Consider the following 25,797-nt stretch of genomic DNA (forward strand, 5'->3'; position numbering starts at 1 on the left):
CTATCTGTACTGTATTAATAAAGTACGCCTCAAAAAGGGATTTTTTTTAATTCCCCTACGTATTAAAAGCCAAGTATTGTGTAGCTGTCTTTTATAAGTTTGTCCTTTAGGAACTATACCCTTAGAATCATTAATACACCATTTCAAAAAGGCTAATAACTTTTCTGAATCTAAATACTCAGGCAAATCATTATTAATAAATATTGGTTCTGATATTATAGAAATATAAGCTTCTTTATCATCATAAATTTCTAAAATATGATCGATTAAATCATCCTCAGATTTATAGTCTTCATAGGATAAAAAACGTTTTTTATTAAAAACATTCCCCACTCGGGGATCACCATAATAGATGGGAATACCTTGACTTTCCAGAGCATCTGTTAATTTCTCTGTCACATATCCAGGATAAGACTGATTTTCAAAAGCAAAAACAAACTTATGTAGCCCAACAAACTCACGCTTACTACTAACCGCCCCCCCTACATTATTTTTATATTTCCCTCCTGAATTTACTTTCTTGCGAGCATTAAGTCTGTCGAAGAAAGCATTGCGTTTTATTCCATTAGGATTTGAGACTACGGTACAGCAAAATTGGTTTTTCTTATTCCAGATTTCGGATGCCTCACTTTTAGAAATCAACTTGGTTAACACTGCCGTCTTATCTAAAAACAAGTAACCATATGCATAATAAGGAAAATAGTATTGTGTACTACTTTTCGAAAATTCAAATGTTATAGAATAATCTGCTGCAAATCTTGGTGTACCCCTATTCTCTGCAGTATAAAACAATCTCGGACAATTATACTTTAGATAATCATTACCATAGCATGAGAAAAACAAAAAATCAGGATCCTCTGCAATTGTTATATCATAATACCCTGCTAACAACTTTGTAAATAGGTTATTCTTTGGATCAAAACCAGACCAGAAGTCTACAAAGTTGAGTTTTATTGTTGGTTTCATAAGTCTATACGGTGTCTACAAAGGTTTTCTCTGTGTGGTTAAACACCACCAATCCAACAAAGAAAGCAATTAGACTTATTAAAAAACTTGTTATAAAACCTCCAAATGCAATATGATCTGCCCCTAGAAGAACGTTTCTGTATAACTCGATAGTTTGTGCCAAAGGGTTTGCCTCTATAATCCACGCATACGCAGGACTTTTTATCTTGGCTTCACTTAATGGGTACATTACCGCACTTAAATACATTAATAAATTAATTCCAAAAGACACCAAAATAGTGAGATCTCTATATTTTGTGGTGAGAGAGCTCAAAATCATTCCAAATCCTAATCCTAACAGTGCCATATTAATTACACAAAAAGGAAACAACCACACTAAGTAAGACGGAGCAATTTGTGCTTCTTTATAGAAAACAAAATAAGCATAGAAAATAACAAAAATGAGCATTTGAATTCCATACTTAAATAATCCAGAAATCACCTTAGAAGCGGGAACAATAAACCTAGGGAAGTACACTTTACCAAAAAGCCCTGAGTTTGCAGTAAATGTAGAGCTACTAGTAGTGAGACTCTCCTTAAAATAATTCCAAAGTGTAACTCCCGCAAGATTAAATAAAAATGGAGGAACAACACCGGTATCAATGTTTGCAAAAGTGTTGAAGACAAGCGTAAAAACCACACTTGTAAATAATGGCTGAATTAAAAACCATAAAGGCCCAAGAACAGTCTGTTTATAGACAGTTACAATATCACGTTTTACAAAGAGAACTAATAAATCCCTATATCGCCAGATTTCCTTAAAATTTAAGTCTATTAGCTTTCCCTTAGGTTTTATTTCGTAAAGCCAGTCTTCGGCATCTTTCATTTTATCAACCATAAACCCTCTCTACTTACGACCTCTTATTAGCCTTCCTAACTTACCTAATAAGCCTCCTCTTCTTTCTTCCTCATGGTACCCGTTATTATAAGTACCATAGCCGTATCCATAACCGTAGCCTGCGCCATAACCATATTTACGCTTCTGTTGGAAATAGTTGAGTACGAAGCTTACATGTTTTATTTGTCCTTTTTCATACTTATCTGTAACCAGACCGAGCATGTCCTTCTTAGTATAACCTTGACGCACCATATATAGTGAAGCATCTACGTACGGCATTAACTCAAATGCATCAGAGACAAGGCCTAATGGAGGTGTATCAAAAACGATATAGTCATACTCTTCCTTAAGCTTATTAATAAACTCATGCATCGCATCACTTATAATAAGTTCCGACGGGTTAGGTGGTATAGGTCCAGAAAGGATAACATCTAAATGATCGATACCTGAAGGCTGTTTTACTTCGTCTAGCGTAGCGTCTCCTATCAAATAGTTAACAACACCTTTATCATTCTCAAGTTCGAAATCATCAAATATTTTAGGCTTACGTAAATCTAGCCCCACAAGCACTGTTTTCTTTTCGCTTAAAGCGAAAACGGAAGCAAGATTCATAGAGGTAAATGTTTTACCCTCACCACTTACACTTGAGGTTACTAATACCGTCTTTGCACCCGTAACTCCTTTCTTCTTGTACATAAACTGCAGGCCAGAACGCAAGCCTCTAAAAGCTTCTGCCATTGCAGATCGAGGATGATCACGCACTACGAGTCCAGAGGTACGCTTACTTTTACCTATCACTCCAAGTACAGGAATGGAAGAGCGTTTCTTAACATCTTCAGGAGTACCTATTTTTGTATCTAAAAAGAAGATAATTAGCACCAAGGCTAAAGGAATTACAATTCCAAAGGTTGCTGCCATTACCTTATTAAGTTGTGTATTTGGACCTATAGGTCCTCTACCCACGTCTTTTGCTTTGTCTATAAATAAGATATCTGAAACATTTGAGGCTTTTATTATCTCTGCCTCACTGCGTTTTGTGGTGTATAAATTATACGCTTCCTGACTTATGGTAAAACGACGTTGTATTTCTGCAAGTTCTTGTTCTTCTTTTGGAAACTGCCTTAGCTTACTTTCTGCTTGACCTATTTCTCTATTTAAGTTTGAAATTTGCGAATTAATCTGAGATTTACTGGATCTTATATTTTCAAACAAGACTGCTTTCTCTGCATCTATTCTTCTATCAAGATCTCTAAAAGCTGGATTACCTTCCTTTGCGGTATATGCAAGATTACTACGTTGTAAGGCAAGCTGGATAATACTTGACACCCCAGCTGTAATACTTCCTTCATTAATAAGAGAAACAGAAGGTGCAGGCACGTTTGTATAATCTGTACGTGTTCTTAAATATTCTTCTAACTGCTTGTAATAAACAAGTTGTCTTGCTAAATCATCTTTCTCGTTGTCTATCGTTTGTAGTTCCTCACTTATTTGCTCCGCTCCTCCGGATAGTGTGATAGCACTATTTTTATTTTGGAAGGAATTAAGATCATTCAATGCCTTATCTAAATCGACATTACTTGACTTAAGACTACTATCGATATACTTTATAGTTTTTGTAGCAAATAGATTCTTCTGGCGCAATTGCTCCTCTGTACGCACCTCAATACTCGCATTTAGGTAGTCTATAAGTCGTTTCTTATTTGTCCCTACAAGGCTTAACTCTAAAGTAGAACTTCCTCGCGGAGTTTGGGTAACTCCCATCCCACGATATCTTCCTGCGGTTCCATTAAAATTACCCATACTCACAAAGTACTCCTGACCTGCGGTAGGATAAACATCTGTGGCTAGCAATTGCCCTTTCAAAAATGGAGTATCTATAGTGTCACCTAACTTAAAAACCTGATCAAAATCTGCAGATGGTGCAGGTACCGTTGACGGTTTAAGCGTGTTATAATTAAATAATGAAGCATTCCCTCCACTAAAGGGTATAGTAAGCCTCATGCTACCATCTCCTTGATCTACTACAGTAATTCTCTTTCCATATAACTGCGGAAATGAGTCATTAAGTTTTAATTGAAAAGGAGTGTATCCATACACATCCTCAATGGCATATTTGCCTTGTTTTTGGTAATTAATGTAGTACTGTAAGTATTGAACAACACGCTCTGCATGTGTTCTAGATTTAAGCATGATAATGCTAGTTTGTACTTTATCTGTAGTGCCACCCCAGTTAAAAACCAAACTTGTGTTCCCTCCAAACATTTGATTTTGATCATCTTTTATAGAGATCATACTTGTCTCTCTATAAATAGGCACTTTACGCACATTTATGTAATGCGCTATAGAGAAGGCAATAAGCAATGATATCACAAATAACCACCAAAAGCTTAAGAGCCTAAACAGGAATCCCTTAAAATCAAAAAAACCTCCGGAGCTTTGTACGTCAAATTCTTCTTCCATCACTTATCGGGTTGCTAGTAATATTACAGAGGCTAGCGTCGTCACTAATCCTAAGATGGTAGTAAATGCCTGTAGCCCGGTAGTACCTATACCTATAGCCTTTTGAGGTAACGGGTTTACTGTTATAATATCATTAGGTTGTATGTAGTAGTAAGGTGACTGCATCACATCTATAGTTGTAAGATCCACATGGTGTACACGTTGCCCTCCTGGATATTGTCTTATAATAAGTACATCTGTAAGGTCACCCGTAAGTGGCACACCTCCAGCATTTGCTATCGCCTCAAGTATGGATACTTTCTCTGCAAGCACGTTTTGAGTTCCAGAGGCTCCTATCTCTCCTACCAGAGTATATCGTATTCCTGGTAGTTTTACAGTAACAAATAAATCGGCCTCATCTTTTATATAATCGGCTAGAAGTCTTTTTTCTATAATTTCTCTTATCTCGTCGGTTGTTCTACCTAAGACATTAATTTCTCCTAACTCTGGAACGCGGATGTTTCCATGAGTATCTATGGCAAAGCCATCATAATAAAAACCTTCATCAAGAGATACGCCTCCATTGCTGGAAGGATTAAAAAAGTCAACCAATTGTTGATCCAATGCCTTCAAGCGGATACTCAATATATCGCCTATTTGTACTCGGTATGGTGGTTGCTGTTGCTGTAGAGATACAATACTGTCTGTAGCGCGCTCTGTCTCGCGCAAATAGGTGATGTCTTTAAGGGGCACACAAGAAGCTGTACTCGCGATAATTACGAGTAAAAGCAGTATGATTGGGTATCTCATTTATGTAAAGTTAGGCATCACAAATATAGCATTTCATCGATAAAAATAAAACGTTCACAGATGGATGCTTAGTTATTAGCTTAAAATTATCAGAAATTAATTAAAAACAATGCTACGCAACGACTTAAAATCAAGTTATTTCTATTTGTAAGCGTTATTTTTGCTTTCGCGAAAGCGTAAACGCATACCCATAATACTAAAAAACTGGTTGACCACTCATGTGACCAACTAATCGTAAATGGTGCAACGTATTGCATCTACACTATTTCCTGATGAATTACCTCTCTGTAGAAAACGTATCAAAATCTTTTGGTGAACATCACCTTTTTAAAAATATCGCCTTCGGTATTAATAAAGATCAAAAAATAGGCTTTGTTGCCAAAAATGGAACAGGTAAAACCTCTCTCCTTAACATCATAGCAGGACTAGAAGCTCCAGATGATGGACAAGTAGTGAGTAGAAAAGGAATTGTAATTTCGTTTCTACCACAAGAGCCAGACCTGGATCCTAATCTTACGGTGGAGGAAACCATATTTGCTCACGATAACCCTATCCTTAAAACCATTGCAAACTATGAGAAGGCACTTCTCAATATGGAGGATGCAGATGCGTATCAAAAAGCGTTTGATGCCATGGAAGCTGCACAAGCATGGGATTTTGAAACGCAATACAAACAAATCCTATTCAAGTTAAAACTTGACGATATGGATCGCAAAGTTGAGCTACTCAGTGGTGGGCAAAAAAAGCGTCTTGCACTTGCTCAAATGATGCTTACCAAGCCAGATCTAGCCATACTAGATGAGCCTACTAACCACCTTGACCTTGAGATGATAGAATGGCTGGAAGAATATTTCCGCTCAGAGAATATCACTTTATTCATGGTAACACACGACCGTTACTTTCTAGAAAATGTATGTAATGAGATTGTAGAACTTGAGGGTGGCGTGCTTTACAGCTACAAAGGAAATTATGCCTATTACCTAGAGAATAAAGATGCTCGTGTAGCAGCATGGGAGACAGAGACTGGAAAAGCAAAGCAGCTTTATAAAAAAGAATTAGAGTGGATGCGTCGCCAACCTAAGGCTCGTACCACAAAATCAAAGTCTCGCATAGACGACTTTGCAGAGATTAAATCTCGCGCCCATGAGCGTCGCAATGACCACACTGTACAACTAGAGATTAATATGGAGCGTATGGGGAGTAAGATTCTCGAGTTTCATAAAATCAGCAAATCTTTTGGAGATCTTAAATTACTTGATCAATTTGAGTATGTATTTAAAACTGGGGAGCGCGTAGGGATCATAGGTAAAAATGGAACTGGTAAAACCACCTTCCTTAATATGATCACTGGCGAGCTAGCTCCAGATTCTGGAAAAGTGATTGTAGGAGAAACTGTAAAATTTGGTTACTACACGCAGAAGGGAATTAACATCAAAGAAGGTCAAAAAGTAATTGATGTTATAAAAGAATACGGAGATCACATTCCTCTTAAAAAGGGAAGAACCATTTCTGCTGGGCAGTTATTAGAGCGTTTCTTATTTGACCGCAAGAAGCAATATGATTTTGTAGAGCGATTAAGTGGTGGAGAGCGCAAGCGCCTTTACTTGTGTACTATTTTTATCCAGAATCCTAACTTCTTGATTCTCGATGAACCTACAAATGATCTAGACGTTGTAACGCTCAACGTACTTGAGCAATTTTTACTTGATTTCCCAGGTTGCCTCGTAGTGGTTTCTCACGACCGTTACTTTATGGATAAGATTGTAGATCACCTTTTTGTTTTTAAAGGAGATGCCGTGGTAGAAGATTTTCCAGGTAATTACTCAGATTTTAGAGCTTATGAGGGTGGGATAAGTAACGCTTTCGCGAAAGCAGAAAAAGAACAATCTCAAATAGAGAATAAACAAAAATTTAATGCCTCCATAGGAGAAACCGCTACCGAAACTAAGTCTTGGAAAGAGGAACAGCATACAGGAACGATAACCTTTAACGAGCAGAAAGAACACGCAAAGTTAGAACGTGAGATTGCAAAACTAGAACGCGAGAAAGAAGACAAGCAAAAACTCTTTTTAAATCCTGATCTTACTCAAGATCAAATCACCGAAGAAAGTCTGAAATTGCAAAAAATCATAGATGCGATTGCCTTAAAAGAGGAACGATGGTTTGAATTATCGTCTAAAATGGAAGGATAAGCAATTACAAACGACAATCTTTACCATAATAAAGACCATACAATAGCTCACATTCTATAAAGTGAACCAGTACAAACACTCCATACTCGCTTACCTAAAATGGCTTCCTAAGACGTTCCACCTTCATGGAATACACTCTCCTTTTATTTTTAAACTAGAGAAGGAAGTATTGAGAGGAAAGTCGGATCCTGCTATTTCACAAAAAATCAATACCTATAAAAAAGCATTACTAGATAATGAGACTAGTATAGAGGTGATGGACTATGGCGCAGGCTCTAGAGTATTTAAATCTGCTCAACGAGAAGTAAAAGATATTGCTAGGTACGCCGGTGCTACACATAAAAGAGTACTATTATTACAGCGACTTATGGCATACTTTCAGCCTAAAGAAGTGTTAGAACTAGGCACTTCGCTTGGTGTTGCAACTGCAGCACTAGCGATTCAGAACACGGCGCATGTCACTACTATAGAAGGTTGCCCCAATACTGCTGCCATAGCAAGGAAGGAGCTAGATGCAGCAAATGTTACTAACGTAACGCTTTGTGTAGGAGATTTTAATGATGAGATTGTAAAACACAATCACAAAAAGTTTGAATTTATCTATTTTGATGGAAACCACTCTAAGCAAGCCACGCTAGATTATGTGTCATCACTCCTAAGCACAACAACAGACAATACTGTCTGGATGTTTGATGACATTCACTGGTCACCAGAAATGACAGAAGCTTGGGATAACATTAAAAAAATGACAGAGATATCTGCGACCATAGACGCTTTTCATTTTGGGATGGCATTCTTTAGACCACAGCAGGCTAAAGAAGACTTTTACATTAGATTATAATTACACAAAACGAAATAATCTTGACCTAGTTTTCAAACCCATAGCGTTCAAACATCTCTCTTCGCTTTTCTTAAAACCTTATAGTTGTTGTATCCGAGATAAATTTTTACATAAATTGTGTAACATTTAGACGTTTACCTCTTCTAATAGCAAACCAAACATTCTATGGGCAACCTTATTAAAATTAGAAATATCATTCGTGACTTCCCATTAGGGACAGAGATTGTTCACGTACTCAAGGGTATAGACCTTGATATTGATAAGGGTGAGTATGTAGCTTTTATGGGACCTTCTGGTTCTGGAAAGTCTACGCTTATGAATCTTTTAGGCTGCCTTGACACACCTACCGCTGGATCATATGTTCTTAATGGACGTGACGTAAGCCAGATGACAGATGATGAGCTAGCTGAAGTACGTAACACCGAAATAGGTTTTGTATTTCAAACTTTTAATTTACTTCCTAGAACCACTGCTCTTGACAACGTAGCATTACCAATGGTATATGCAGGAATGTCAAAATCTGCACGTAATGCTCGTGCCGAAGAGGTACTTACAGATGTAGGTCTTGCAGATCGTATGGACCACAAACCTAACCAACTCTCTGGAGGGCAACGACAACGTGTTGCTGTAGGTCGTGCGCTAGTAAACAAACCATCCATCATCCTTGCAGATGAGCCTACAGGTAATCTTGACTCAAAAACTGGTGTCGAGATTATGGCACTTTTTGACGCAATACATGCCGCAGGTAATACCGTAATTCTTGTTACACATGAGGAAGATATTGCAGAGCATGCACATCGTGTAATTAGATTGCGTGATGGAGTCATTGAGAGTGACACTAGAAAAACAGATAAGTAACTACTTATAAAAAATAACATGAAGCGTCCCTAGGGACGCTTCAATGCATTATATACAGATAGTTTTCTTGTAAAAACCACAGCACCTACTTATCTTCACGTACATAAAAATTGTAAGATGGATTTTTTTAATAACCTCTCCCCTATCACACAAATTGTAGTGAGTATTATAGGAGTTGCACTCTTATTTCTTCTCGTATTTGCAAATAGTAAACGTAACACTACAAATCAACGTGGGAGAAGGACGCGCAAATTTGGAGAAGGTCTCAGTAAGAAAATGAAGGAAAGAGAAAACAAATAACTCTTCTGCTTGCGACTATAAAATTCACAAGATCTCAATCATGAAAATAGCAATGCAAGAATACAGATGAATCCTATTTACAAAGCAATCCTATTTGGAGTACTTACGGCAATAGGGTATATCATCATAAGTATTAGTAAAAAGAGATCTCAATCTTAAACAACAGTCAACACACTGGTTTATAATAAAACATAATGAAAGTATATACAAAGACTGGAGATGCAGGAACTACCGCTTTATTTGGCGGAACCCGTGTCCCAAAACATCATATTAGAATAGACAGTTATGGTACTGTAGACGAGCTTAACTCATTTATAGGGCTAGTGCGCGATCAAGAAATCGATGTGCGTAGTAAAGAAATACTCACGCATATCCAGAATAAGCTATTCACCGTAGGTGCTGTATTGGCAACAGATCCTGAAAAAATGGTGCTTAAGAATGGAAAGGATAGACTTAATATCCCAAAAATCAATGAGGAAGATATTGAGCTACTAGAAAAGGAAATAGATTGGATGGAAGCATCACTACCTCAAATGACGCATTTTGTGCTCCCTGGAGGACACACCACCGTGTCATATTGTCACGTAGCACGCACTGTATGTAGACGCGCAGAACGCTTGGCAACAGCACTTTATGAACTAGAGCCCTTTGACGCACATACTCTTAAATATCTCAACCGTCTTTCTGACTACCTATTTGTGCTGGCACGGAAGTTGTCTAAAGACTTACAAGCAGATGAGGTTAAATGGATACCTACAAAGCTAGATTAAGAGTACAGATTACGGAAACATCAATATTAAGAGGATGGAAAATTTTCGCGAAAGCGTAAACCACCACTTTACAAGGTCTGAAAGCCACGTTCTTACATTTATTTTGAAATAATCACCAATTCACTTGCATTTCTGCCTAGAAAAATTATTTTTGCACAAATTAAAAACACAAATGCTATGTACTGGACACTTGAACTAGCTTCTTACCTAAGTGACGCGCCTTGGCCTGCTACTAAAGATGAGTTGATTGATTATGCGATTAGAACAGGAGCACCACTTGAGGTTGTAGAAAATTTACAAGCTATCGAGGATGAAGGTGACTCTTATGATTCTATCGAAGAGATTTGGCCAGACTATCCCTCAGACGAGGACTACCTCTGGAACGAAGACGAATATTAAAAAAATATACCCGTTAAAACACTAAAAAGTCTCTCTATGAGGCTTTTTTTTTGATTAAATTTACGGGTTCAAGATTGACATAAAACAACACCATATTATGGGATTTTTAGATAATGTATTAAAGATTTTTGTAGGCGATAAGTCTAAACAAGATGTAGGAGCAATTACTCCTATTGTAGCCGAAATCAAAGCCCACGAAGCCGCTTTAGAAAAATTATCTCTAGATAGCTTACGCGAAAAAACAAACGAATTCAAAAGAACGCTAGCCGCTGCGCTTAAGGAAAATACAGACGCTGCCGAAGCGCTAAAAATAAAAGCAGAAGCTACCGAAGATATTGATGAGCGTGAGGACGTTTATGCAGAGATTGACAAGCTAAAAGATGAAGCTTACGAAATATCTGAAAAGACACTTACTGAAATACTCCCTGAGGCATTTGCCGTTGTAAAAGAAACTGCAAAACGTTTTACTAATAATTCTTCACTTGAAGTTACCGCATCAGAATATGACCGTCTCCTTAGTGCAACAAAAGATTATGTAACACTAGATGGTGATAAAGCAATCTGGGCAAACAGCTGGGATGCCGCTGGTAAAGAAGTAACATGGGATATGATTCACTATGACGTACAGCTCATAGGTGGTATCGCTATGCACCAAGGAAAAATTGCAGAGATGCAAACGGGAGAAGGTAAAACACTTGTGGCTACCTTACCGGTATATCTTAATGCACTTACTGGAAACGGTATACACTTAGTAACTGTAAATGATTACCTAGCAAAACGTGATAGCGCGTGGATGGCCCCTATATTCCAGTTCCACGGGATGACAATAGACTGTATCGATTATCACAGACCTAACAGTCCAGAACGTCGTGCCGCTTATGCTGCAGATATTACATATGGTACTAACAATGAATTTGGTTTTGATTACCTACGTGATAACATGTCACATAAACCGGAAGATCTTGTACAAAGACCTCCTAACTATGCGATTGTAGATGAGGTAGATTCTGTACTTGTAGATGATGCTCGTACACCACTTATTATCTCTGGACCTGTACCTAAAGGAGATGTGCATGAATTTAATGCGCTAAAACCACAGATTGAGAAAATTGTAAACATACAGCGCCAAGAGCTTGTAAAAGTACTTCCAGAAGCAAAAAAATTAATTGCTGCAGGAGATACTAAAGAAGGAGGCATACAATTACTACGAGTTTTTAGAGGATTACCTAAAAACAAAGCACTTATTAAGTATTTAAGTGAGGAAGGAATACGTCAGTTATTACAAAAGACGGAAAACTTTTACATGCAAGATAACAATCGTGAGATGCCAAAAATTGACGAGGCACTATACTTCACGATTGATGAAAAGAACAACCAGATTGAACTTACTGATAAGGGTATTGAAACACTTTCTGGAAAAGAAAATCCTGATTTCTTTACCATGCCAGAAATTGGCCTTGAGATAGGAAAAATAGAAGCAAAAGGCTTATTACCAGAAGAAGAAGCTGCCGAAAAAGAAGAGCTTTTTAAAGATTTTGGGATTAAGTCTGAGCGTATTCACACTATGAACCAATTACTCAAAGCATACACTTTGTTTGAAAAAGACACGGAGTATGTAGTAATGGATAACAAGGTGATGATTGTAGATGAGCAAACGGGTCGTATTATGGACGGGCGTCGCTACAGTGATGGACTACACCAAGCGATTGAAGCAAAGGAAAATGTAAAGATTGAAGATGCTACGCAAACATTTGCAACGGTAACACTTCAAAACTACTTCCGCATGTACCGCAAATTATCAGGTATGACGGGTACAGCCGTAACAGAGGCTGGCGAACTTTGGGAAATCTACAAACTTGATGTTGTTGAGATTCCTACTAACCGCCCTATTGCTAGAAAAGATAAAGACGATTTAGTTTATAAGACTAAACGTGAGAAGTATAATGCAGTAATTGATGAAGTAACTGAGCTTTCTAAAGCTGGAAGGCCTGTACTAATTGGTACGACCTCTGTAGAAATTTCAGAATTACTTGGAAAAATGCTTACGCTACGTAAGATTCCTCACAATGTACTAAACGCAAAACTTCACAAAAGAGAAGCAGATATTGTTGCAGAGGCTGGTAATCCAGGCGTAGTAACTATTGCTACAAACATGGCAGGTCGTGGTACAGATATTAAATTATCTGACGAAGTGAAAAAAGCCGGTGGTCTTGCTATTATAGGTACAGAGCGTCATGACTCTCGACGTGTAGACAGACAGTTACGTGGTCGTTCTGGACGTCAAGGAGATCCAGGAAGCTCACAGTTTTATGTGTCTCTAGAAGATAACTTGATGCGTCTATTCGGGTCTGAGCGTATCGCAAAGATGATGGATAGAATGGGTCTTAAGGAAGGTGAAGTTATCCAACACGGAATGATTTCAAAATCTATTGAGCGTGCACAGAAAAAAGTAGAGGAAAACAACTTTGGTGTACGTAAGAACCTTCTTGAGTATGATGATGTGATGAATATGCAACGTGAAGTGGTATACAAGCGTCGTCGCCATGCACTTTACGGAGAGCGTTTACGAGTAGATCTCGCAAACATGATTTATGATACTTCTGAGGTAATTGTTGAGTCAAACAAGCAAGCACAAGATTATAAGAACTTTGAATTTGAGCTCATCCGTTATTTCTCAATGACGAGCCCAGTAAGTGAAAGTGAGTTTGCAAGCAAATCTGCAAAGGACCTTACAGATATCATTTACAAAGCCTCTTTTGAGCACTACAGAGAGAAGATGACTAAGAATGCAGACCTTGCATTCCCTATCATCAAGCGAGTATATGAAGATCCTGCTGCAAAGTTTGAACGCATTGTTGTTCCTTTTTCTGATGGAACTAAAGAACTACGTGTAGTAACAAATCTTAAAGAAGCTTACGAGACTGATGGTAAGCAACTAGTAACAGATTTTGAAAAGAATATTACTCTTGCCATAATAGATGACGCTTGGAAAGATCACCTTCGTAAGATGGATGAACTTAAGCAGAGTGTTCGCCTTGCTGTACACGAACAAAAAGATCCTCTATTAATTTATAAGTTTGAAGCTTTTGAGCTTTTCAAAACGATGATTGATAAAGTAAACAAGGATGTAATTTCTTTCTTATTTAAAGGAGAAATTCCTCAAGGTAATCAGCAGCAAGTAAGTGATGCTTCTCAAGTGCGAGAAACTCGTGAGCAAACGCAGACGCAAAAGGAAGAAATTCCTAATCTTGATGAGCGTTCTACAGAAGCTAGAGCAGCTGGAAACACACAGCCACAACAGCAGCAAGTAACAGAAACCATCGTAAGGTCTCAACCTAAAATAGGTCGTAACGATCGCGTTACTATTAAAAACGTGATGAACGGTGAGACTAAGGAGGTAAAGTTCAAACAAGCAGAACCACTTTTAGCTAAAGGACAGTGGGTAATTGTACAAAACTAATTTCCACTTTTGATTATATAACAACGGCGAACTTTTTAAGTTCGCCGTTTTAGTTTCTTACATTATGGAAAACACTATAAAAATACTCTGTTCAGATATAGACGGCACTTTATTAAATAAAGAACGCTGGCTAAGTGATGAGACTGTTTACGCTTTCGCGAAAGCGGGATTACCCCTTATTCTAGCATCCTCAAGACCACCGCAAGCTATGAGGTACTTACAAGAAGGTCTGGGCAACCTAGGTGAGCCTCTAATAGCTTTTAATGGCGGGCTTATCATAAGCAGTGATAACACGGTTATAGAGAGCAACACCTTCCCTACTTCGCTACTCGATAACTTAGTAAGTCATCACGCTAAACATACTTACAACCTAAGTGTTTATAGTCATGAACACTGGTTTACAGATAAGGAAGATGAGTGGAGCTTACGCGAAATAAACAACACACGAGCGACACCAGTATATCAAACAGCCTTAGAAAGTCTTGATTTTTTAAACAAAGAGCATCTTGGAATCCACAAGCTCATGTGCATGGGAAATCCAGAGGAGCTTGATGAAATTATAGAACTTCTAACGCCCGCTTACGGAGATACTGTCCATTTTTACCGCTCTAAGGATACGTATATAGAGATCACTCCAAAAAACGTAGACAAGGCAACCGCTTTGAGAAAACTTCTAGTAGCCGAATATAACTATGAGATGAGCGAAGTAATGGCTTTTGGCGATAATCATAATGACGACGAACTCATAAAAAAAGTAGGATTAGGTGTTGCAGTAGCAAACGCCACAGACACCTTAAAGTCACTAGCAGATTATGTTAGTCCTTTTACAAATAAAGAGCATGCCGTTGCTCAAGCGATTAATAAATTTTTAATAGCAGATTAGGGTCTGGGCAGTTATTCTTGTAAAAATCTAAGGTGTTTTGGCTACCTACGCCAGCATAATCACCTTCCTTGCCTTCCATGTCTATTACAATTTGAAAGTGTAAGTGCGGCGCATAATCACCATTCACATCAGGATTTCCTAAGGTTGCTATGACCTCACCTGCTCCTACCTTTTGTCCTACTTCCTTACCTTCAAGAGAAGCTAGACTAAGATGACCATACAAGGTGTGAAAAGTATGTTCCCCTATCTTATGTTTTAAGATTATAGTTGGTCCATAATCACCAAAGTTCTCATTACGCTTAAAACTATGTATCTCGCCCTCTAGAGGGCTCAGTACTTCTGTACCTTCATCACACCATAAGTCTATTCCTAGGTGGATATTACGTTTGTCTTTTGGGTCTTCGGCTTGAAAATAATCTGATCGATCATAAAGTGGTCGCTGCTCCAAATAGCCACCATAAGCAACTTTGGCATCATTTTTTGCAAGATATGATTGTAAAAAAACATGGTGCTCATGCGGGCGTGTGAGCATATCAATATCCAAGTCCCTATTAGCTGTAGACAAGTCTAAAGGAAAGTAATCCTCCTTTTGAAAGGTAGGATTTATGATGGGTGTGAATTGCTGTGTAAGCGAACTAAAAAAATTGTTATTCATAGAGAGTCTATTACACTATAAAAGTACTTAATATAGTGTGAACACAAAAAGCAGCCATAGCTGCAAAGTAATTAAATATTTAATCCTTACCTACTGTAGTACTACGTCACTATACTTTGCATTAATAGTGATCGTATTTGCGCTACTGCGTGATTTATGAAAACCATTTACCATCTCTGTAGATCCGTTTTTCATAGACTTTGTTTCCAATTGTTTCGGAATAAAAAAGTCGTTATGATCTCCGCTATAATTGAAGTTAAATGCAGATTGTGGTAACCTCAATGAAAGATCACTGTTTTCTAAAAATATAGTAAGCGATCCAAAGTTATCACTCACTTGAGGTATGGATAGCTTACCGAAAGATCCCGATATCATGCCAGTTCCATCAATCCGATTTATATTTACATTACTAGAGTTTGACGTTACCTTGATGTTATTTGCAGTTGAGATGTTACATTCTTTCACATGATTCACATCAAGAGTTCCTTCATTCCAATTTGCAACAGCCACTGGACTATAAGAAACATCGAAGGAGGTTTGCCCTCCATCGATGTTTGTTGCTACAAGGCTTCCATGTGAGATTGTAGCTTTTGCATTATAAGCATCTACCATTCTCACTTTACCATAACGTACATTTAAGTCCAGCTCAGCCTTTTTAGGCATTTTGATGATTATTATACGTTTTACATTTTTATTTGGCTTTTTAGATCCATTATTTTCAGAGTCCCAATTAAGGCTAAAGTGGCTACTCTTGTTTCCCTTTTCGTCCTTAGTATGTTTTTCTTCCCACTCACCTTCGTGGTCTTCTGCCCAGCGCTCCATTTTCTTTCCAAAGTTTTCACCCCACTTTTCCATGTCTTTCCCAAAAGATTCTCCCCACTTCTCCATAGACTTACCAAAATTCTCTCCAAAAGATTCTCCCCATGCTTCCATAGACTCACCAAAGTTTTCTCCCCAGTCTTCCATTTTCTTTCCAAAATCTTCTCCCCAAGCCTCTACATCATCCAGCCATTTATCAACCTCACGCACGCTCACTCGAGTGTTATACTTTCGATTTAGCTTATTTACATATGCTTGTTTGTCCTTCTCATACTCATCACTATCAAAGGTCATATTACCTCCACTTTTAAAAGGCCATCTAGGTATCCCAGAGCGATCTATAAGACGCTCACTCCAATCCTCAGAGTTGCGCTCAAATTCCTTCTCCCACTTCTCCATTTTTTCTTCAAATTCTGGGCCATAGCTTTTATCCACTTGCTTCTCCCATCTATCTAGATAAGCTCTTCCTTCTCTCTTGTATGCTTCATGGTCAAATTTCATCTTTCCCATTTCTTCATAAAACTCATCTGGTAATCGTTGTCCAGATATTCCTTCTAATAGAGGCCCCACAAGGCCATTCATTACTGGCTCCACTAGGCTAAGGGATTGACCTATAATTTCTCCAAGGTCGAGATCGAGATCGAGATTTAGATTACCTATATCGTTTCTATCATACACCTTTGCATCGCTATAACCACCTTTACTGGTGATACGCACATTATTACTATTACCCGACACATTCAAGTCCCATGATCTTAAAGCATCGCTAGCATCTTTACCTTCTACATAAGCTTCTACAGACACTTCATTTTTATTCCATGTTTCAAAAACTACATCTGCATAGCGTGTATCTATTGTGATAGACACATCCTTATTAACTGAGAATCGCTCGTTTAGTTTTTCTTTTTTGCTTTGTGCAAATACACTTCCAGAAGCCACAAAAAGCAGCGCTAGGAAGGTCCAAAATATGTTTGACTGTTTCATTTTATACGGTTTGAATTGCTGCTTCTTGTTGAGCAGCGTTTTTCATTTCTTTTAATTTAGACTTGAGCTTTATCATGAGCTCTACTCGTAATTTGAGATTCTCAATCATCGCACTTACCATTTCATCACTTACTCCACTTTCGGTAATTTCACGATTGAGGCTCTTATACTCTTCATCTAGATCAGACAGTTGCTTCATAAAAGCATCTATAAGTTCTTTGTTATCATCTGTAATTTCTAATCTCGCAATCTCAAGATTTACACTTGCGAGGTAATAATCCTCCACTCGTTTAAATTCTGGTGAGATGGCGCTTAGTAATACTTCTGGTTCTGCACTTTGTTTTTCACTTGTCTCTACCTCTACTAATTGTTGACCTCCCGCTTTCGCGAAAGCGTTATTATACACCATAAATACAATTCCACCAGCTACAATAAGTACTGCTGCAATTTTCATCCATAAATAGATACCTCCTTTAGCCGAGGTTTTCTGCTCTTGAATAGGTAAGCGTTCTTCAAGCAAATTCTCAAAGCGACGTGTATGTCCCTCGCGCAGTGATTGCTTACTGTCGCTATCATTCTTCATGAGCTCTCTAATATCCTGTGCCATAATTAAGCGTCTTTAATTGTTCTTGAAGTTTTTTCTTCCCGCGGTGCACCAGCGTTCTTGAAGCCACTTCTGTAATCTGTAATATTTCTGAAATTTCCTGATGATCATAGCCCTCTATTAAGAATAGCATAAGAGGGAATTTATACTTTTCAGGGAGTTCGCTGATAACGTTTTTCACATGTTCTATAGTGACGTCGTCACCTACATCCCAACCCTCGTCATCATCTACCTTGCCCATTACTTCCTCATTAAGAGGGATAATCACTGCTTTTTTTGCCTTAATCATGTCGAGACTTTTATTAATCACGATACGCTTAAGCCAGGCTCCAAAGGTGACTTCTCCAGTAAACTGGTGCAACTTTGCAAAGGCGTTTATAAACCCCTCATGCATCGCTTCCTCTGCTTCAAATGAATTTTTTAAGAATCTAAAGGCGACGTGGTACATACCATCACAATACTTATTGTACAGCTGCAGCTGTGCCTTGCGATCATTAGTTTTACATTTTTCTATGATTTCAGTAACTAGCAAAATGGTTGGTTGGTTTTGATGGTTGTGATTGCTATTCTCTCTAAAGACGACGCTATTTTCTCAATGTTGCAAATGAGCTAAAAAAATACGACATTAACAGAAAATTAAGATACTCTATGATTTTTGAATAAACTATTCTTAAATATAGAGGTATTAACAGTAAGTTAGTAAACCTACGTTTAATCCTGAATTATATTTGACATCAATAACTAGCCCTATGAAGCACCTTGACTTATCGTACGAAAAATTAAATGATCTACTAGATGAATGCTTCTGGGCAGAGCGACGCTACTTTAACGCCGCCGAAGATATCCAGATTACAGAATATAAGCGCTTTCTGAGTCATGAAAGCGTGAATAGAAATCGCTTTTGCCATAAAATTGTAGAGCGTATGTCACAGGAGGGCATTGAGCCTAGTAGATTAGACATCGTTAAAGGAAATTCTAACCGTGACTGGATTGAAGTAAAGGCGGCTCTAGAAAATAGCAAACCTAAATATCTTATAGGAGAGTGCATGGTACAAGATGAAGTTGTCCTTAACTTACTTAAGGATATTATAGATGATGGATGGCTTCCAGTGAATATTCTAGAAGTACTTGTACCTATGGAGTTTCAAATGAAGCAATCACACATTGAACTCTTGAAGCTTAAAAAGAAAATGAAAAAAAAGAAGCAAAAAGTAAAAGAGAAAAAGCTTAAGAAGAAAAAATCAGGTGTTATAGATTTTAAAAGAATAAGCGCCTCAAAATAATATAAACCACCAAATGGTGGTTTTTTTTTGATGTAGATGTTTGTAGAAAGTAGTAATTTGGTATTACCATTGTGAGCGACAAAAACACACCCATAAACAAGAGTATTAATCCTGCATTTTACAAAAAAAGTAAGAAGCAAGGCACTATTGATGTATCACAACTAGCCCAGCGATTAATTACTGGTAATATTACCGCATTATCACAAGGAATCACATTAATAGAAAGCTCGGTTCAAGAGCATCAAGTAAAAGCCCAGCAACTTATAGAACTGTGTTTACCCCATGCCAATAAATCTGTTAGGCTAGGAATCACAGGTGTTCCTGGTGTAGGTAAGAGTACATTTATAGAAAGCTTAGGAAACTATCTTACAGATCAAGAAAAAAAAGTAGCCGTACTTGCGGTAGACCCTACGAGCTCTGTTTCTCATGGAAGTATCTTAGGTGATAAAACGAGGATGTATGAGCTATCTCAAAACCCAGATGCATTTATACGTCCTAGCGCATCTGGAGACTCTCTAGGTGGCGTAGCTCGCAAAACGCGAGAAGCGATCATACTCTGCGAGGCTGCAGGCTTTGATACTATTATTATTGAAACTGTAGGCGTGGGACAGAGTGAGACCGTAGTACACTCTATGGTTGATTTCTTTCTATTACTAAAACTTGCCGGAGCAGGAGATGAACTACAAGGAATCAAACGCGGGATTATAGAAATGGCAGATACCATTGTAATCAATAAAGCAGATGGTGGTAATGAAAAGGCAGCACGGCTGGCTAGATCTGCCTTTGCAAAGGCATTACACCTTTTCCCACCTAAGCCTAGTAACTGGTCACCAAAGGTTATTACTTGTAGTGCACTAGAACATTCAGGGATTTCAGATTCTTGGGACTTAGTTTCAGATTACTGTAATCATACAAAGGCCTCTGGATATTTTGCTAAGAAAAGAGCAGAGCAGAACAAGTTTTGGCTATTACAAACTATAGAGAATACTCTTAAGGACACGTTTTATAATAACAATGACGTGAAGTCAACGCTTCCCGAAATTCTCGAGAAAGTTGCTCGCGGTGAGGTGTCACCTTTTAAAGCTGCAAAATCACTAATCGCAACCGCCGATTCTTAGGCCCACTTTGCTACGGCCCACTGCTGTAGTCTATAGATTCCAAAGCCAATTATTGCTCCTATTACCCAACCTGTAAGCACATCACCTGGATAATGAACGCCTACATAAATACGGCTATAACCTACCATCGCAGACCAAAAAAGCAGTATAAAGATTAGATTCTTATGTGTTGATTTTAAGGCAAGACCTGCAAAAACAGCAACTGCCATACTATTTCCCGCATGCGCAGAATAATAACCATAACGACCACAGCGCTCTGCTACATATCGTATAATGCCTTTAAAGTCTTCTACTCTACAAGGACGTGGTCTTTCAAAACCATGCTTAAAAGCATTTGCTAGTTGGTCTACACACGTAATGAGTAACGCAACCGCAACTACTGTTATCAAGGTTCCTTTTACACCAAACTTTTTATAAATAAAAAAAAGTAGTAGGACATATAAAGGAATCGAGCTAAGCTTATTTGTAACAATAAGCCAGAATTGATCCCACGCAGGTGACCCTAATCCGTTGAGGAAAAGGAAAAAATCTTGATCGTATTGGATAAGTTGGTCCACCGTTTATTGCTCTTTGTCAAACTTTTCCATCTCAGCATCATACCACTCGGTAGCATCTTTGATGGCATTTTCTGTTTCTGAGGCTAGCTCGTCTTCGTCTTGACGGTCAAACTCTTCAAACCATTCTATCTCATCTATCGTAAGGTCAATTATAAACCTTGGAAACTCGGTATGTATCACAAAAATATGATCTGAAAAATCTGAATTATCGCCTAAAAGGAACTTAGGTACTTTCATAAATATCGTATTATTACTGTTGGTCTATTAATTTCTTGCTAAGGTAATTAAATCTAAAGTACAACATCACTGCAGAAGCCGTAAGCCCTGCTAGCAAACCTACCCAGACACCTTGCACACCCATTTGCTCATCTTTACCCATATACCACATTATAGGAAATCCTATTATCCAGTAGGCTATAAAACAGATTACAGTGGGAATATTTACGTCTTGCAATCCGCGCAATGCTCCTAGTATAGTTACTTGCACACCATCACTTAGCTGGAATAAGGCTGCTACAATTAATAATTGGGCTGCTAGAAAAATCACTTCTGGATTATCTATATAAAATGGAGGAAGCCAGTCTTTAAGCAATATAAATCCTACTGCAAATACAGCTTCGATTAAGAAACAGAGTATAAAAATAGAAAAAGCGATACGTCGTAGGTTAGGAAAATCGGCTTTACCTTTTTGATTCCCTACGCGTATGGTTGCCGTTACTCCTAATCCTACCGCGATCATAAATGTCATAGAAGCTAGATTAAGCGCAATTTGATTTGCCGCTTGTGCATTCGTTCCTAGTATTCCAGATAGAAATATAGCAGCTGTAAAAACGCCTACTTCAAAAAGCATCTGTAATGCTGTTGGAAATCCTAATTTAAATAAGGTTTTAAACTCAGCAAGCTGGATGTGCTCCTTACTTCCCCAGTGAAAATAGGGTTTGAATTTACGCTTTCGCGAAAGCATAAAAATCAGCAGCGCCACCATAAAGAAACGAGAAATTAATGTTCCCCAGGCTGCACCTTCTACTTCTAATCTTGGGAATACCCAGATTCCATAAATCAATACATAGTTAAAAACAACGTTGACCACATTTGCTACAATAGTAGCATACATTGCATATTTGGTTTGTGACAGGCCATCTGCAAACTGCTTGAAACCCTGAAATATCATAAGCGGAATCATAGATAGTGCTACAATCTCAAGATATGGAATTGCCAGTTCTACCACCTCTGGCGGCTGATCAAGCATATATAATAAAGGCTTTGCGATTAGTAGCGTAATAAATAGTAGCACGCCATTTATGGTACACATAATGACACCATGATGAAAGTGCAAGCGACCTTTTTCTATATCACCTTTTCCATCTGCCTCTGCTACAAGCGGAGTGATGGCAAATGAAAATCCGATACCTATAGAAAGTGCAATGAACACCAAGCTATTGCCTAGACTTACTGCTGCAAGTTGTGCTGCACCCAGCTGTCCAACCATCAAATTATCTGCTAGTGCTACAAGAATATGACCTAGCTGTCCCAACATAATAGGATATGCTATTTTAAGATTGATGCCAAATTCCTTTGTGTAGTCTGAGAATCTCATTAATTAGATTTGATACGCTTTCGCGAAAGCGCAAAAATACTTCATCCCATAGAAAGAGCGTCTAGATTTCAACCTATTTACTATCTTGAAGCTTGTAATTAATACTGGAACTGCCTATGATCACAAATCCCATCGAAATAGACCTCGCATTGCGCGCTATTATTAAACGCCACGAGCATCACTTACAGGTGAGAAAAGACGATAGCGCAGGCCTAGAAGTGGCAGGCACCATACCAACTATGCAAGGAAAACAGAAAGTAGATGGTTTTTATTTTGCCAGTGTCATCCCAAAGCCCAAGGACTGCAGGTTGTACTTCTTCCCTATTTATACAGATGTAGCTGCATTTACAGACATAGATCCTGCGTTGAGGAAATGCTTAAAAGGAAAAAGCTGTTTTCACATCAAAAAAATGGACGCCTCACTTGAGGCGTCCATTAGTGATATGATAGATAAAGGCATTGCCATTTATCAAGAAAAAGGGCTGCTGACATCCACTTAAGAATTAGAATAAAACGTATTGCAGTTTAAATTCTAACAATGGATAAACAGTGGCATCCTCATCTGTAAATAAATAACCTAGTCCGAATTCGCATTCGTAATTAAGGTTTCTTGTGATGTTTCTGCGTAGACCATATTTTGCTCCTACAAGATAAGTAGTCAGATATCTTACATTACGCTCTTCTGTTGCCACTGTGAAATCAGGAATTACTTGAAACTCTGCAGCCCAAAAGTTCCCTGCATTCTGTGTGAGCTTTTTTCCTTTTTCAAAGCGGCGTTCTCTGTTATAATAATAACGCGCACCTACAGATAGATTACCTGCAAAGGTTAAGTCAACATCTTGATTACTTCCACCACTAACTCCTACAAGTTGATAAGAGGCATTAAAATGGGTGGTAAACTTATTACCAAGAACTCGCTCATAAGTTAATCCTGCACCAATGATATTTAAGTTTGCACTAAATAAATTTTCTAGTGGTACAGGTGCATTATCTTGCGCTGTGATCCAACTAGACCATAAAATAAATACTGTTAGTAAGAACTTCTTCATATAGTTTTATACAAGTATAAATTAAGTTTCCAACTATTGCTTAATTGGCATCTGCATTAACTTTGCTGGACGCTGTATATAATTATCCATCAAATATAACAGGCTAGTCATTGTGGCAGCGCCTAGTTCAAGTTCTCTTTTATTTACTGCATCAAAGGTGTCATTTGCTGCATGGTGATGGTCAAAATAGCGTTGCGAGTCTGGACGCAGTCCTGCGAGTACAATACCATCATTTGTAGCTTTAAGCGGACCAATATCTGCACCGCTTCCTCCTCTTGTAAAGTCGTGGATTAAATAAGGTTCAAATAATCCTTTCCAGCTCAATACTTCGTTAAAATTACGATCATCACTATCAAAAGAAAAACCTCTTGGTGTAAAGCCGCCAGAATCACTTTCTAAAGCAAAGACATGGTTTTCACCTTTTGCCTTAGCTTCTTGTGCATACTTATTACCACCTCGAAGACCATTTTCTTCATTCATAAACAGCACTACACGTATGCTATGTTTAGGCCTATATCCTATTGCCTTCATTAATCGCAACGCCTCCATACTTTGCACTACTCCCGCACCATCGTCATGCGAGCCGTCTCCTAAATCCCAAGAATCTAAATGACCACCTACAACCATATATTTATCTGGATATTCACTTCCTGTAATTTCAGCTATCACATTATGCGACTCTACATCTCCAAGATTCTTACAAGACATTTTATAGAAAAACTTGGTATCAGGATTTAGTTTTAAGGATGTACTTAAAAGCTCAGCTCCTTTAGTACTTATTGCAGCCGCAGGAATACGTTTAGAATTAGGCAAATCACCATAAGACATGGAGCCCGTATGAGGGTAATCATCAAGACTATGTGTCACAGATCTTACAATCACACCTACCGCTCCTAGCTTTGCTGCTTCCATCGCTCCAGCATAACGCTGGTCTACACAACCACCATATGCTTGAAATGTCAAGATAAGCTCGTCGTTCATAGGTCTGTTAAAGAATACAATTTTTCCCTTGACCTCATCGGCACTAAGCGCCTTCAACTCTTCTATACCCATTACCTCAACTACATTTGCTTTGAGTCCAGTAGTTTTTGTAGCAACAGATCCTCCAAGCGCACAAATAGGCACAGACGTAGTACTTGCATTATCTCCTTCTATAAATGCTCTTTCGGCTTCACCACGTATCCATTTTGGCACCATGACTGGTTGTAACCACACCTTATCAAGACCCACTTTTTCTAGTTCGCTTTTTGTCCAGGTCACGGCTCTTTCGGCTCCTAGGCTTCCGCTTAGTCTCGATCCTATTTGGTTAGACAGATGATCTAGCCACTCGTAGCTTTGCCCTTCTGTAAGCGCTGCCGAGTATATTTTTCTCACAGTAATTGAATCATTTTGCGCTTTCGCGAAAGCGGAAACAACTACTAGTGCAGTCGCAAGTATATAACGTAAATTTTTATTCATTGCTCAACTGTTCTTTATAATCGGCAAGATTTGCCTTTGTTTTATCGTCTAATTCTGGCTCTTGGATATCGTCATATTGTGACAGTGTCTCTAGTAATATGGTCGCTACAGCAAGTCTAGCTGCCGGCTTATTATCTGCTGGAATCACATACCACGGAGCCTTCTCTGTCGATGTGCGATTTATGGCGTCCTCATAATATTCTTGATAAGTATTCCAGAGCTTGCGCTCCTTTAAATCTCCAGCCGAAAATTTCCAGTTCTTCTCTTTCTTATTAAGTCTGCGTAATAATCTATCTTTTTGCTCATCTTTAGACAAATGCATAAAGAATTTATAGATAATGGTTCCGTTCTCTGTAAGATGCTTTTCAAAGTTTTTGATTTGCTCAAATCGCTTATCCCAAAATGCCTCATCGACATCATCTATGCTGTGAACGTTAGGCAATTTTTCTCCTAAAATATATTCTGGGTGCACTCGAGTTACAAGCACATTCTCATAATGCGTGCGGTTATGCACGCCAAATTTACCGCGCTCTGGTAATGCTAAGTAATGACGCCACAAGTAGTCATGACTTAATTCTAGCTCTGTAGGTACTTTAAAACTTTGTACCTCAACACCGCGTGCATTAAAATCCTTAAAGACTTCACGTATGAGACTATCCTTACCAGAAGTATCCATCCCTTGAAGACAAACAAGCACGCTATATTTATCATGCGCGTACATAGTGTCTTGAAGTTTGCCTAATTTCTTACGTATTTTCTTAAGCTTACTTTCTAGCTCCTTCTCTTCTACGTCTGGAAACAAGGTGGTCTCTCTATCTGAAAGTGTCACACCGTTAGTGATTTTATAGTCTTCTGGTTTAATGTCACTCATAATTATA

At 38.3% G+C, this 25,797-nt stretch carries 25 protein-coding genes; 11 read left to right on the forward strand and 14 right to left on the reverse strand.

From position 1 onward, the window contains the following. Genes JM84_RS13030 through JM84_RS13045 form a run of 4 tightly spaced genes read right to left on the reverse strand, consistent with a single transcriptional unit; the run spans nt 1 to nt 5,092 of the window. Nucleotides 1–966 carry an LPS biosynthesis glycosyltransferase gene (locus JM84_RS13030; RefSeq protein ID WP_013751537.1) on the reverse strand — a complete coding sequence of 322 codons (966 nt, stop codon included), beginning with the start codon at nt 964–966 and terminating at the stop codon, nt 1–3. A gap of 4 nt (nt 967–970) precedes the next feature. Next, nucleotides 971–1,843, reverse strand: a complete 873-nt coding sequence (locus JM84_RS13035; protein ID WP_013751536.1) for an ABC transporter permease — start codon at nt 1,841–1,843, stop codon at nt 971–973. A gap of 9 nt (nt 1,844–1,852) precedes the next feature. Continuing rightward, nucleotides 1,853–4,303, reverse strand: a complete 2,451-nt coding sequence (locus JM84_RS13040; RefSeq protein ID WP_013751535.1) for a GumC family protein — start codon at nt 4,301–4,303, stop codon at nt 1,853–1,855. A 3-nt stretch (nt 4,304–4,306) separates the two neighbouring features. Continuing rightward, nucleotides 4,307–5,092, reverse strand: coding sequence for a polysaccharide biosynthesis/export family protein (locus JM84_RS13045; protein WP_013751534.1), 786 nt, complete (start codon nt 5,090–5,092; stop codon nt 4,307–4,309). Between the two features lie 272 nt (nt 5,093–5,364). Between JM84_RS13045 and JM84_RS13050 the strand changes: the two genes are divergently transcribed. The 8 genes from JM84_RS13050 (at nt 5,365) to JM84_RS13085 (ending at nt 14,795) form a co-directional block, all read left to right on the forward strand. Further along, nucleotides 5,365–7,284, forward strand: a complete 1,920-nt coding sequence (locus JM84_RS13050) for an ABC-F family ATP-binding cassette domain-containing protein (protein ID WP_013751533.1) — start codon at nt 5,365–5,367, stop codon at nt 7,282–7,284. 61 nt (nt 7,285–7,345) lie between these two features. Next, complete coding sequence (locus JM84_RS13055) at nt 7,346–8,125, forward strand: O-methyltransferase (protein WP_013751532.1); 780 nt, start codon at nt 7,346–7,348, stop codon at nt 8,123–8,125. 165 nt (nt 8,126–8,290) lie between these two features. Then, the gene (locus tag JM84_RS13060; RefSeq protein ID WP_013751531.1) at nt 8,291–8,983 is read left to right on the forward strand and encodes an ABC transporter ATP-binding protein; all 693 of its coding nucleotides are present in this window, start codon (nt 8,291–8,293) and stop codon (nt 8,981–8,983) included. A 117-nt stretch (nt 8,984–9,100) separates the two neighbouring features. Next, entirely contained in the window at nt 9,101–9,283 is a 183-nt protein-coding gene (locus tag JM84_RS13065) for a hypothetical protein (protein ID WP_013751530.1), read from the forward strand. 194 nt (nt 9,284–9,477) lie between these two features. Then, complete coding sequence (locus JM84_RS13070) at nt 9,478–10,053, forward strand: cob(I)yrinic acid a,c-diamide adenosyltransferase (RefSeq protein WP_013751529.1); 576 nt, start codon at nt 9,478–9,480, stop codon at nt 10,051–10,053. Nucleotides 10,054–10,230: 177 nt separating this feature from the next. Then, complete coding sequence (locus tag JM84_RS13075; RefSeq protein ID WP_013751528.1) at nt 10,231–10,452, forward strand: DUF2795 domain-containing protein; 222 nt, start codon at nt 10,231–10,233, stop codon at nt 10,450–10,452. Nucleotides 10,453–10,549: 97 nt separating this feature from the next. Next, nucleotides 10,550–13,912 (forward strand): preprotein translocase subunit SecA, encoded by a 3,363-nt coding sequence (gene secA / locus JM84_RS13080; RefSeq protein ID WP_013751527.1) that lies wholly within the window; start codon nt 10,550–10,552, stop codon nt 13,910–13,912. Nucleotides 13,913–13,976: 64 nt separating this feature from the next. Beyond that, on the forward strand, nt 13,977–14,795 hold the full coding sequence (locus JM84_RS13085; protein ID WP_013751526.1) for a Cof-type HAD-IIB family hydrolase: 819 nt from the start codon (nt 13,977–13,979) through the stop codon (nt 14,793–14,795). Here the strand turns inward: JM84_RS13085 and JM84_RS13090 are convergent. The 4 genes from JM84_RS13090 to JM84_RS13105 form a co-directional block, all read right to left on the reverse strand. Next, entirely contained in the window at nt 14,770–15,450 is a 681-nt protein-coding gene (locus JM84_RS13090; RefSeq protein ID WP_013751525.1) for a peptidoglycan DD-metalloendopeptidase family protein, read from the reverse strand. The two genes, JM84_RS13085 and JM84_RS13090, sit on opposite strands and share 26 nt — an antisense overlap. 90 nt (nt 15,451–15,540) lie before the next feature. After that, the gene (locus JM84_RS13095; protein ID WP_013751524.1) at nt 15,541–17,253 is read right to left on the reverse strand and encodes a hypothetical protein; all 1,713 of its coding nucleotides are present in this window, start codon (nt 17,251–17,253) and stop codon (nt 15,541–15,543) included. A gap of 1 nt (nt 17,254) precedes the next feature. Next, complete coding sequence (locus JM84_RS13100; protein WP_013751523.1) at nt 17,255–17,860, reverse strand: hypothetical protein; 606 nt, start codon at nt 17,858–17,860, stop codon at nt 17,255–17,257. Next, on the reverse strand, nt 17,844–18,389 hold the full coding sequence (locus tag JM84_RS13105; RefSeq protein ID WP_013751522.1) for an RNA polymerase sigma factor: 546 nt from the start codon (nt 18,387–18,389) through the stop codon (nt 17,844–17,846). The genes JM84_RS13100 and JM84_RS13105 overlap by 17 nt, the downstream gene beginning before the upstream one ends. Before the next feature lie 217 nt (nt 18,390–18,606). Between JM84_RS13105 and JM84_RS13110 the strand changes: the two genes are divergently transcribed. Both JM84_RS13110 and meaB read left to right on the forward strand, forming a co-directional pair. After that, a complete protein-coding gene (locus tag JM84_RS13110) occupies nt 18,607–19,140 on the forward strand; it encodes a DUF2383 domain-containing protein (RefSeq protein ID WP_013751521.1) in 534 nt (177 codons plus the stop codon). Between the two features lie 71 nt (nt 19,141–19,211). Beyond that, the gene (gene meaB, locus JM84_RS13115; RefSeq protein WP_013751520.1) at nt 19,212–20,258 is read left to right on the forward strand and encodes a methylmalonyl Co-A mutase-associated GTPase MeaB; all 1,047 of its coding nucleotides are present in this window, start codon (nt 19,212–19,214) and stop codon (nt 20,256–20,258) included. On the opposite strand, the gene JM84_RS13120 is transcribed toward meaB, so the two are convergent. Genes JM84_RS13120 through JM84_RS13130 form a run of 3 tightly spaced genes read right to left on the reverse strand, consistent with a single transcriptional unit; the run spans nt 20,255 to nt 22,412 of the window. Continuing rightward, on the reverse strand, nt 20,255–20,815 hold the full coding sequence (locus tag JM84_RS13120) for a phosphatase PAP2 family protein (RefSeq protein ID WP_013751519.1): 561 nt from the start codon (nt 20,813–20,815) through the stop codon (nt 20,255–20,257). The two genes, meaB and JM84_RS13120, sit on opposite strands and share 4 nt — an antisense overlap. 3 nt (nt 20,816–20,818) lie before the next feature. Then, nucleotides 20,819–21,052, reverse strand: a complete 234-nt coding sequence (locus tag JM84_RS13125) for a hypothetical protein (RefSeq protein ID WP_013751518.1) — start codon at nt 21,050–21,052, stop codon at nt 20,819–20,821. A 13-nt stretch (nt 21,053–21,065) separates the two neighbouring features. After that, the gene (locus JM84_RS13130; protein WP_144784682.1) at nt 21,066–22,412 is read right to left on the reverse strand and encodes an MATE family efflux transporter; all 1,347 of its coding nucleotides are present in this window, start codon (nt 22,410–22,412) and stop codon (nt 21,066–21,068) included. A gap of 116 nt (nt 22,413–22,528) precedes the next feature. Between JM84_RS13130 and JM84_RS13135 the strand changes: the two genes are divergently transcribed. Further along, nucleotides 22,529–22,912 (forward strand): hypothetical protein, encoded by a 384-nt coding sequence (locus tag JM84_RS13135; RefSeq protein WP_013751516.1) that lies wholly within the window; start codon nt 22,529–22,531, stop codon nt 22,910–22,912. 3 nt (nt 22,913–22,915) lie between these two features. Here the strand turns inward: JM84_RS13135 and JM84_RS13140 are convergent, their stop codons facing one another. The 3 genes from JM84_RS13140 to JM84_RS13150 are packed head-to-tail and all read right to left on the reverse strand — an operon-like array spanning nt 22,916 to nt 25,790. Continuing rightward, nucleotides 22,916–23,461, reverse strand: coding sequence for a hypothetical protein (locus JM84_RS13140; protein WP_013751515.1), 546 nt, complete (start codon nt 23,459–23,461; stop codon nt 22,916–22,918). 33 nt (nt 23,462–23,494) lie between these two features. After that, nucleotides 23,495–24,919 carry a M20/M25/M40 family metallo-hydrolase gene (locus JM84_RS13145; protein WP_144784684.1) on the reverse strand — a complete coding sequence of 475 codons (1,425 nt, stop codon included), beginning with the start codon at nt 24,917–24,919 and terminating at the stop codon, nt 23,495–23,497. Continuing rightward, a complete protein-coding gene (locus JM84_RS13150) occupies nt 24,912–25,790 on the reverse strand; it encodes a PPK2 family polyphosphate kinase (RefSeq protein WP_013751513.1) in 879 nt (292 codons plus the stop codon). The genes JM84_RS13145 and JM84_RS13150 overlap by 8 nt, the downstream gene beginning before the upstream one ends. Nucleotides 25,791–25,797 lie beyond the last annotated feature (7 nt).

The organism is Dokdonia sp. Hel_I_63 (assembly GCF_007827285.1).
In the GTDB taxonomy this organism is placed as follows: domain Bacteria; phylum Bacteroidota; class Bacteroidia; order Flavobacteriales; family Flavobacteriaceae; genus Dokdonia.

What these genes read in the sequence shown, in the direction of transcription:
- JM84_RS13030 (WP_013751537.1), bottom strand. Translation starts at nt 966, where the DNA reads ATGAAACCAACAATAAAACTCAACTTTGTAGACTTCTGGTCTGGTTTT.
- JM84_RS13035 (WP_013751536.1), bottom strand. Translation starts at nt 1,843, where the DNA reads ATGGTTGATAAAATGAAAGATGCCGAAGACTGGCTTTACGAAATAAAA.
- JM84_RS13040 (WP_013751535.1), bottom strand. Translation starts at nt 4,303, where the DNA reads ATGGAAGAAGAATTTGACGTACAAAGCTCCGGAGGTTTTTTTGATTTT.
- JM84_RS13045 (WP_013751534.1), bottom strand. Translation starts at nt 5,092, where the DNA reads ATGAGATACCCAATCATACTGCTTTTACTCGTAATTATCGCGAGTACA.
- JM84_RS13050 (WP_013751533.1), top strand. Translation starts at nt 5,365, where the DNA reads ATGAATTACCTCTCTGTAGAAAACGTATCAAAATCTTTTGGTGAACAT.
- JM84_RS13060 (WP_013751531.1), top strand. Translation starts at nt 8,291, where the DNA reads ATGGGCAACCTTATTAAAATTAGAAATATCATTCGTGACTTCCCATTA.
- JM84_RS13065 (WP_013751530.1), top strand. Translation starts at nt 9,101, where the DNA reads ATGGATTTTTTTAATAACCTCTCCCCTATCACACAAATTGTAGTGAGT.
- JM84_RS13070 (WP_013751529.1), top strand. Translation starts at nt 9,478, where the DNA reads ATGAAAGTATATACAAAGACTGGAGATGCAGGAACTACCGCTTTATTT.
- JM84_RS13075 (WP_013751528.1), top strand. Translation starts at nt 10,231, where the DNA reads ATGTACTGGACACTTGAACTAGCTTCTTACCTAAGTGACGCGCCTTGG.
- secA (WP_013751527.1), top strand. Translation starts at nt 10,550, where the DNA reads ATGGGATTTTTAGATAATGTATTAAAGATTTTTGTAGGCGATAAGTCT.
- JM84_RS13085 (WP_013751526.1), top strand. Translation starts at nt 13,977, where the DNA reads ATGGAAAACACTATAAAAATACTCTGTTCAGATATAGACGGCACTTTA.
- JM84_RS13090 (WP_013751525.1), bottom strand. Translation starts at nt 15,450, where the DNA reads ATGAATAACAATTTTTTTAGTTCGCTTACACAGCAATTCACACCCATC.
- JM84_RS13095 (WP_013751524.1), bottom strand. Translation starts at nt 17,253, where the DNA reads ATGAAACAGTCAAACATATTTTGGACCTTCCTAGCGCTGCTTTTTGTG.
- JM84_RS13100 (WP_013751523.1), bottom strand. Translation starts at nt 17,860, where the DNA reads ATGGCACAGGATATTAGAGAGCTCATGAAGAATGATAGCGACAGTAAG.
- JM84_RS13110 (WP_013751521.1), top strand. Translation starts at nt 18,607, where the DNA reads ATGAAGCACCTTGACTTATCGTACGAAAAATTAAATGATCTACTAGAT.
- JM84_RS13125 (WP_013751518.1), bottom strand. Translation starts at nt 21,052, where the DNA reads ATGAAAGTACCTAAGTTCCTTTTAGGCGATAATTCAGATTTTTCAGAT.
- JM84_RS13130 (WP_144784682.1), bottom strand. Translation starts at nt 22,412, where the DNA reads ATGAGATTCTCAGACTACACAAAGGAATTTGGCATCAATCTTAAAATA.
- JM84_RS13135 (WP_013751516.1), top strand. Translation starts at nt 22,529, where the DNA reads ATGATCACAAATCCCATCGAAATAGACCTCGCATTGCGCGCTATTATT.
- JM84_RS13140 (WP_013751515.1), bottom strand. Translation starts at nt 23,461, where the DNA reads ATGAAGAAGTTCTTACTAACAGTATTTATTTTATGGTCTAGTTGGATC.
- JM84_RS13145 (WP_144784684.1), bottom strand. Translation starts at nt 24,919, where the DNA reads ATGAATAAAAATTTACGTTATATACTTGCGACTGCACTAGTAGTTGTT.
- JM84_RS13150 (WP_013751513.1), bottom strand. Translation starts at nt 25,790, where the DNA reads ATGAGTGACATTAAACCAGAAGACTATAAAATCACTAACGGTGTGACA.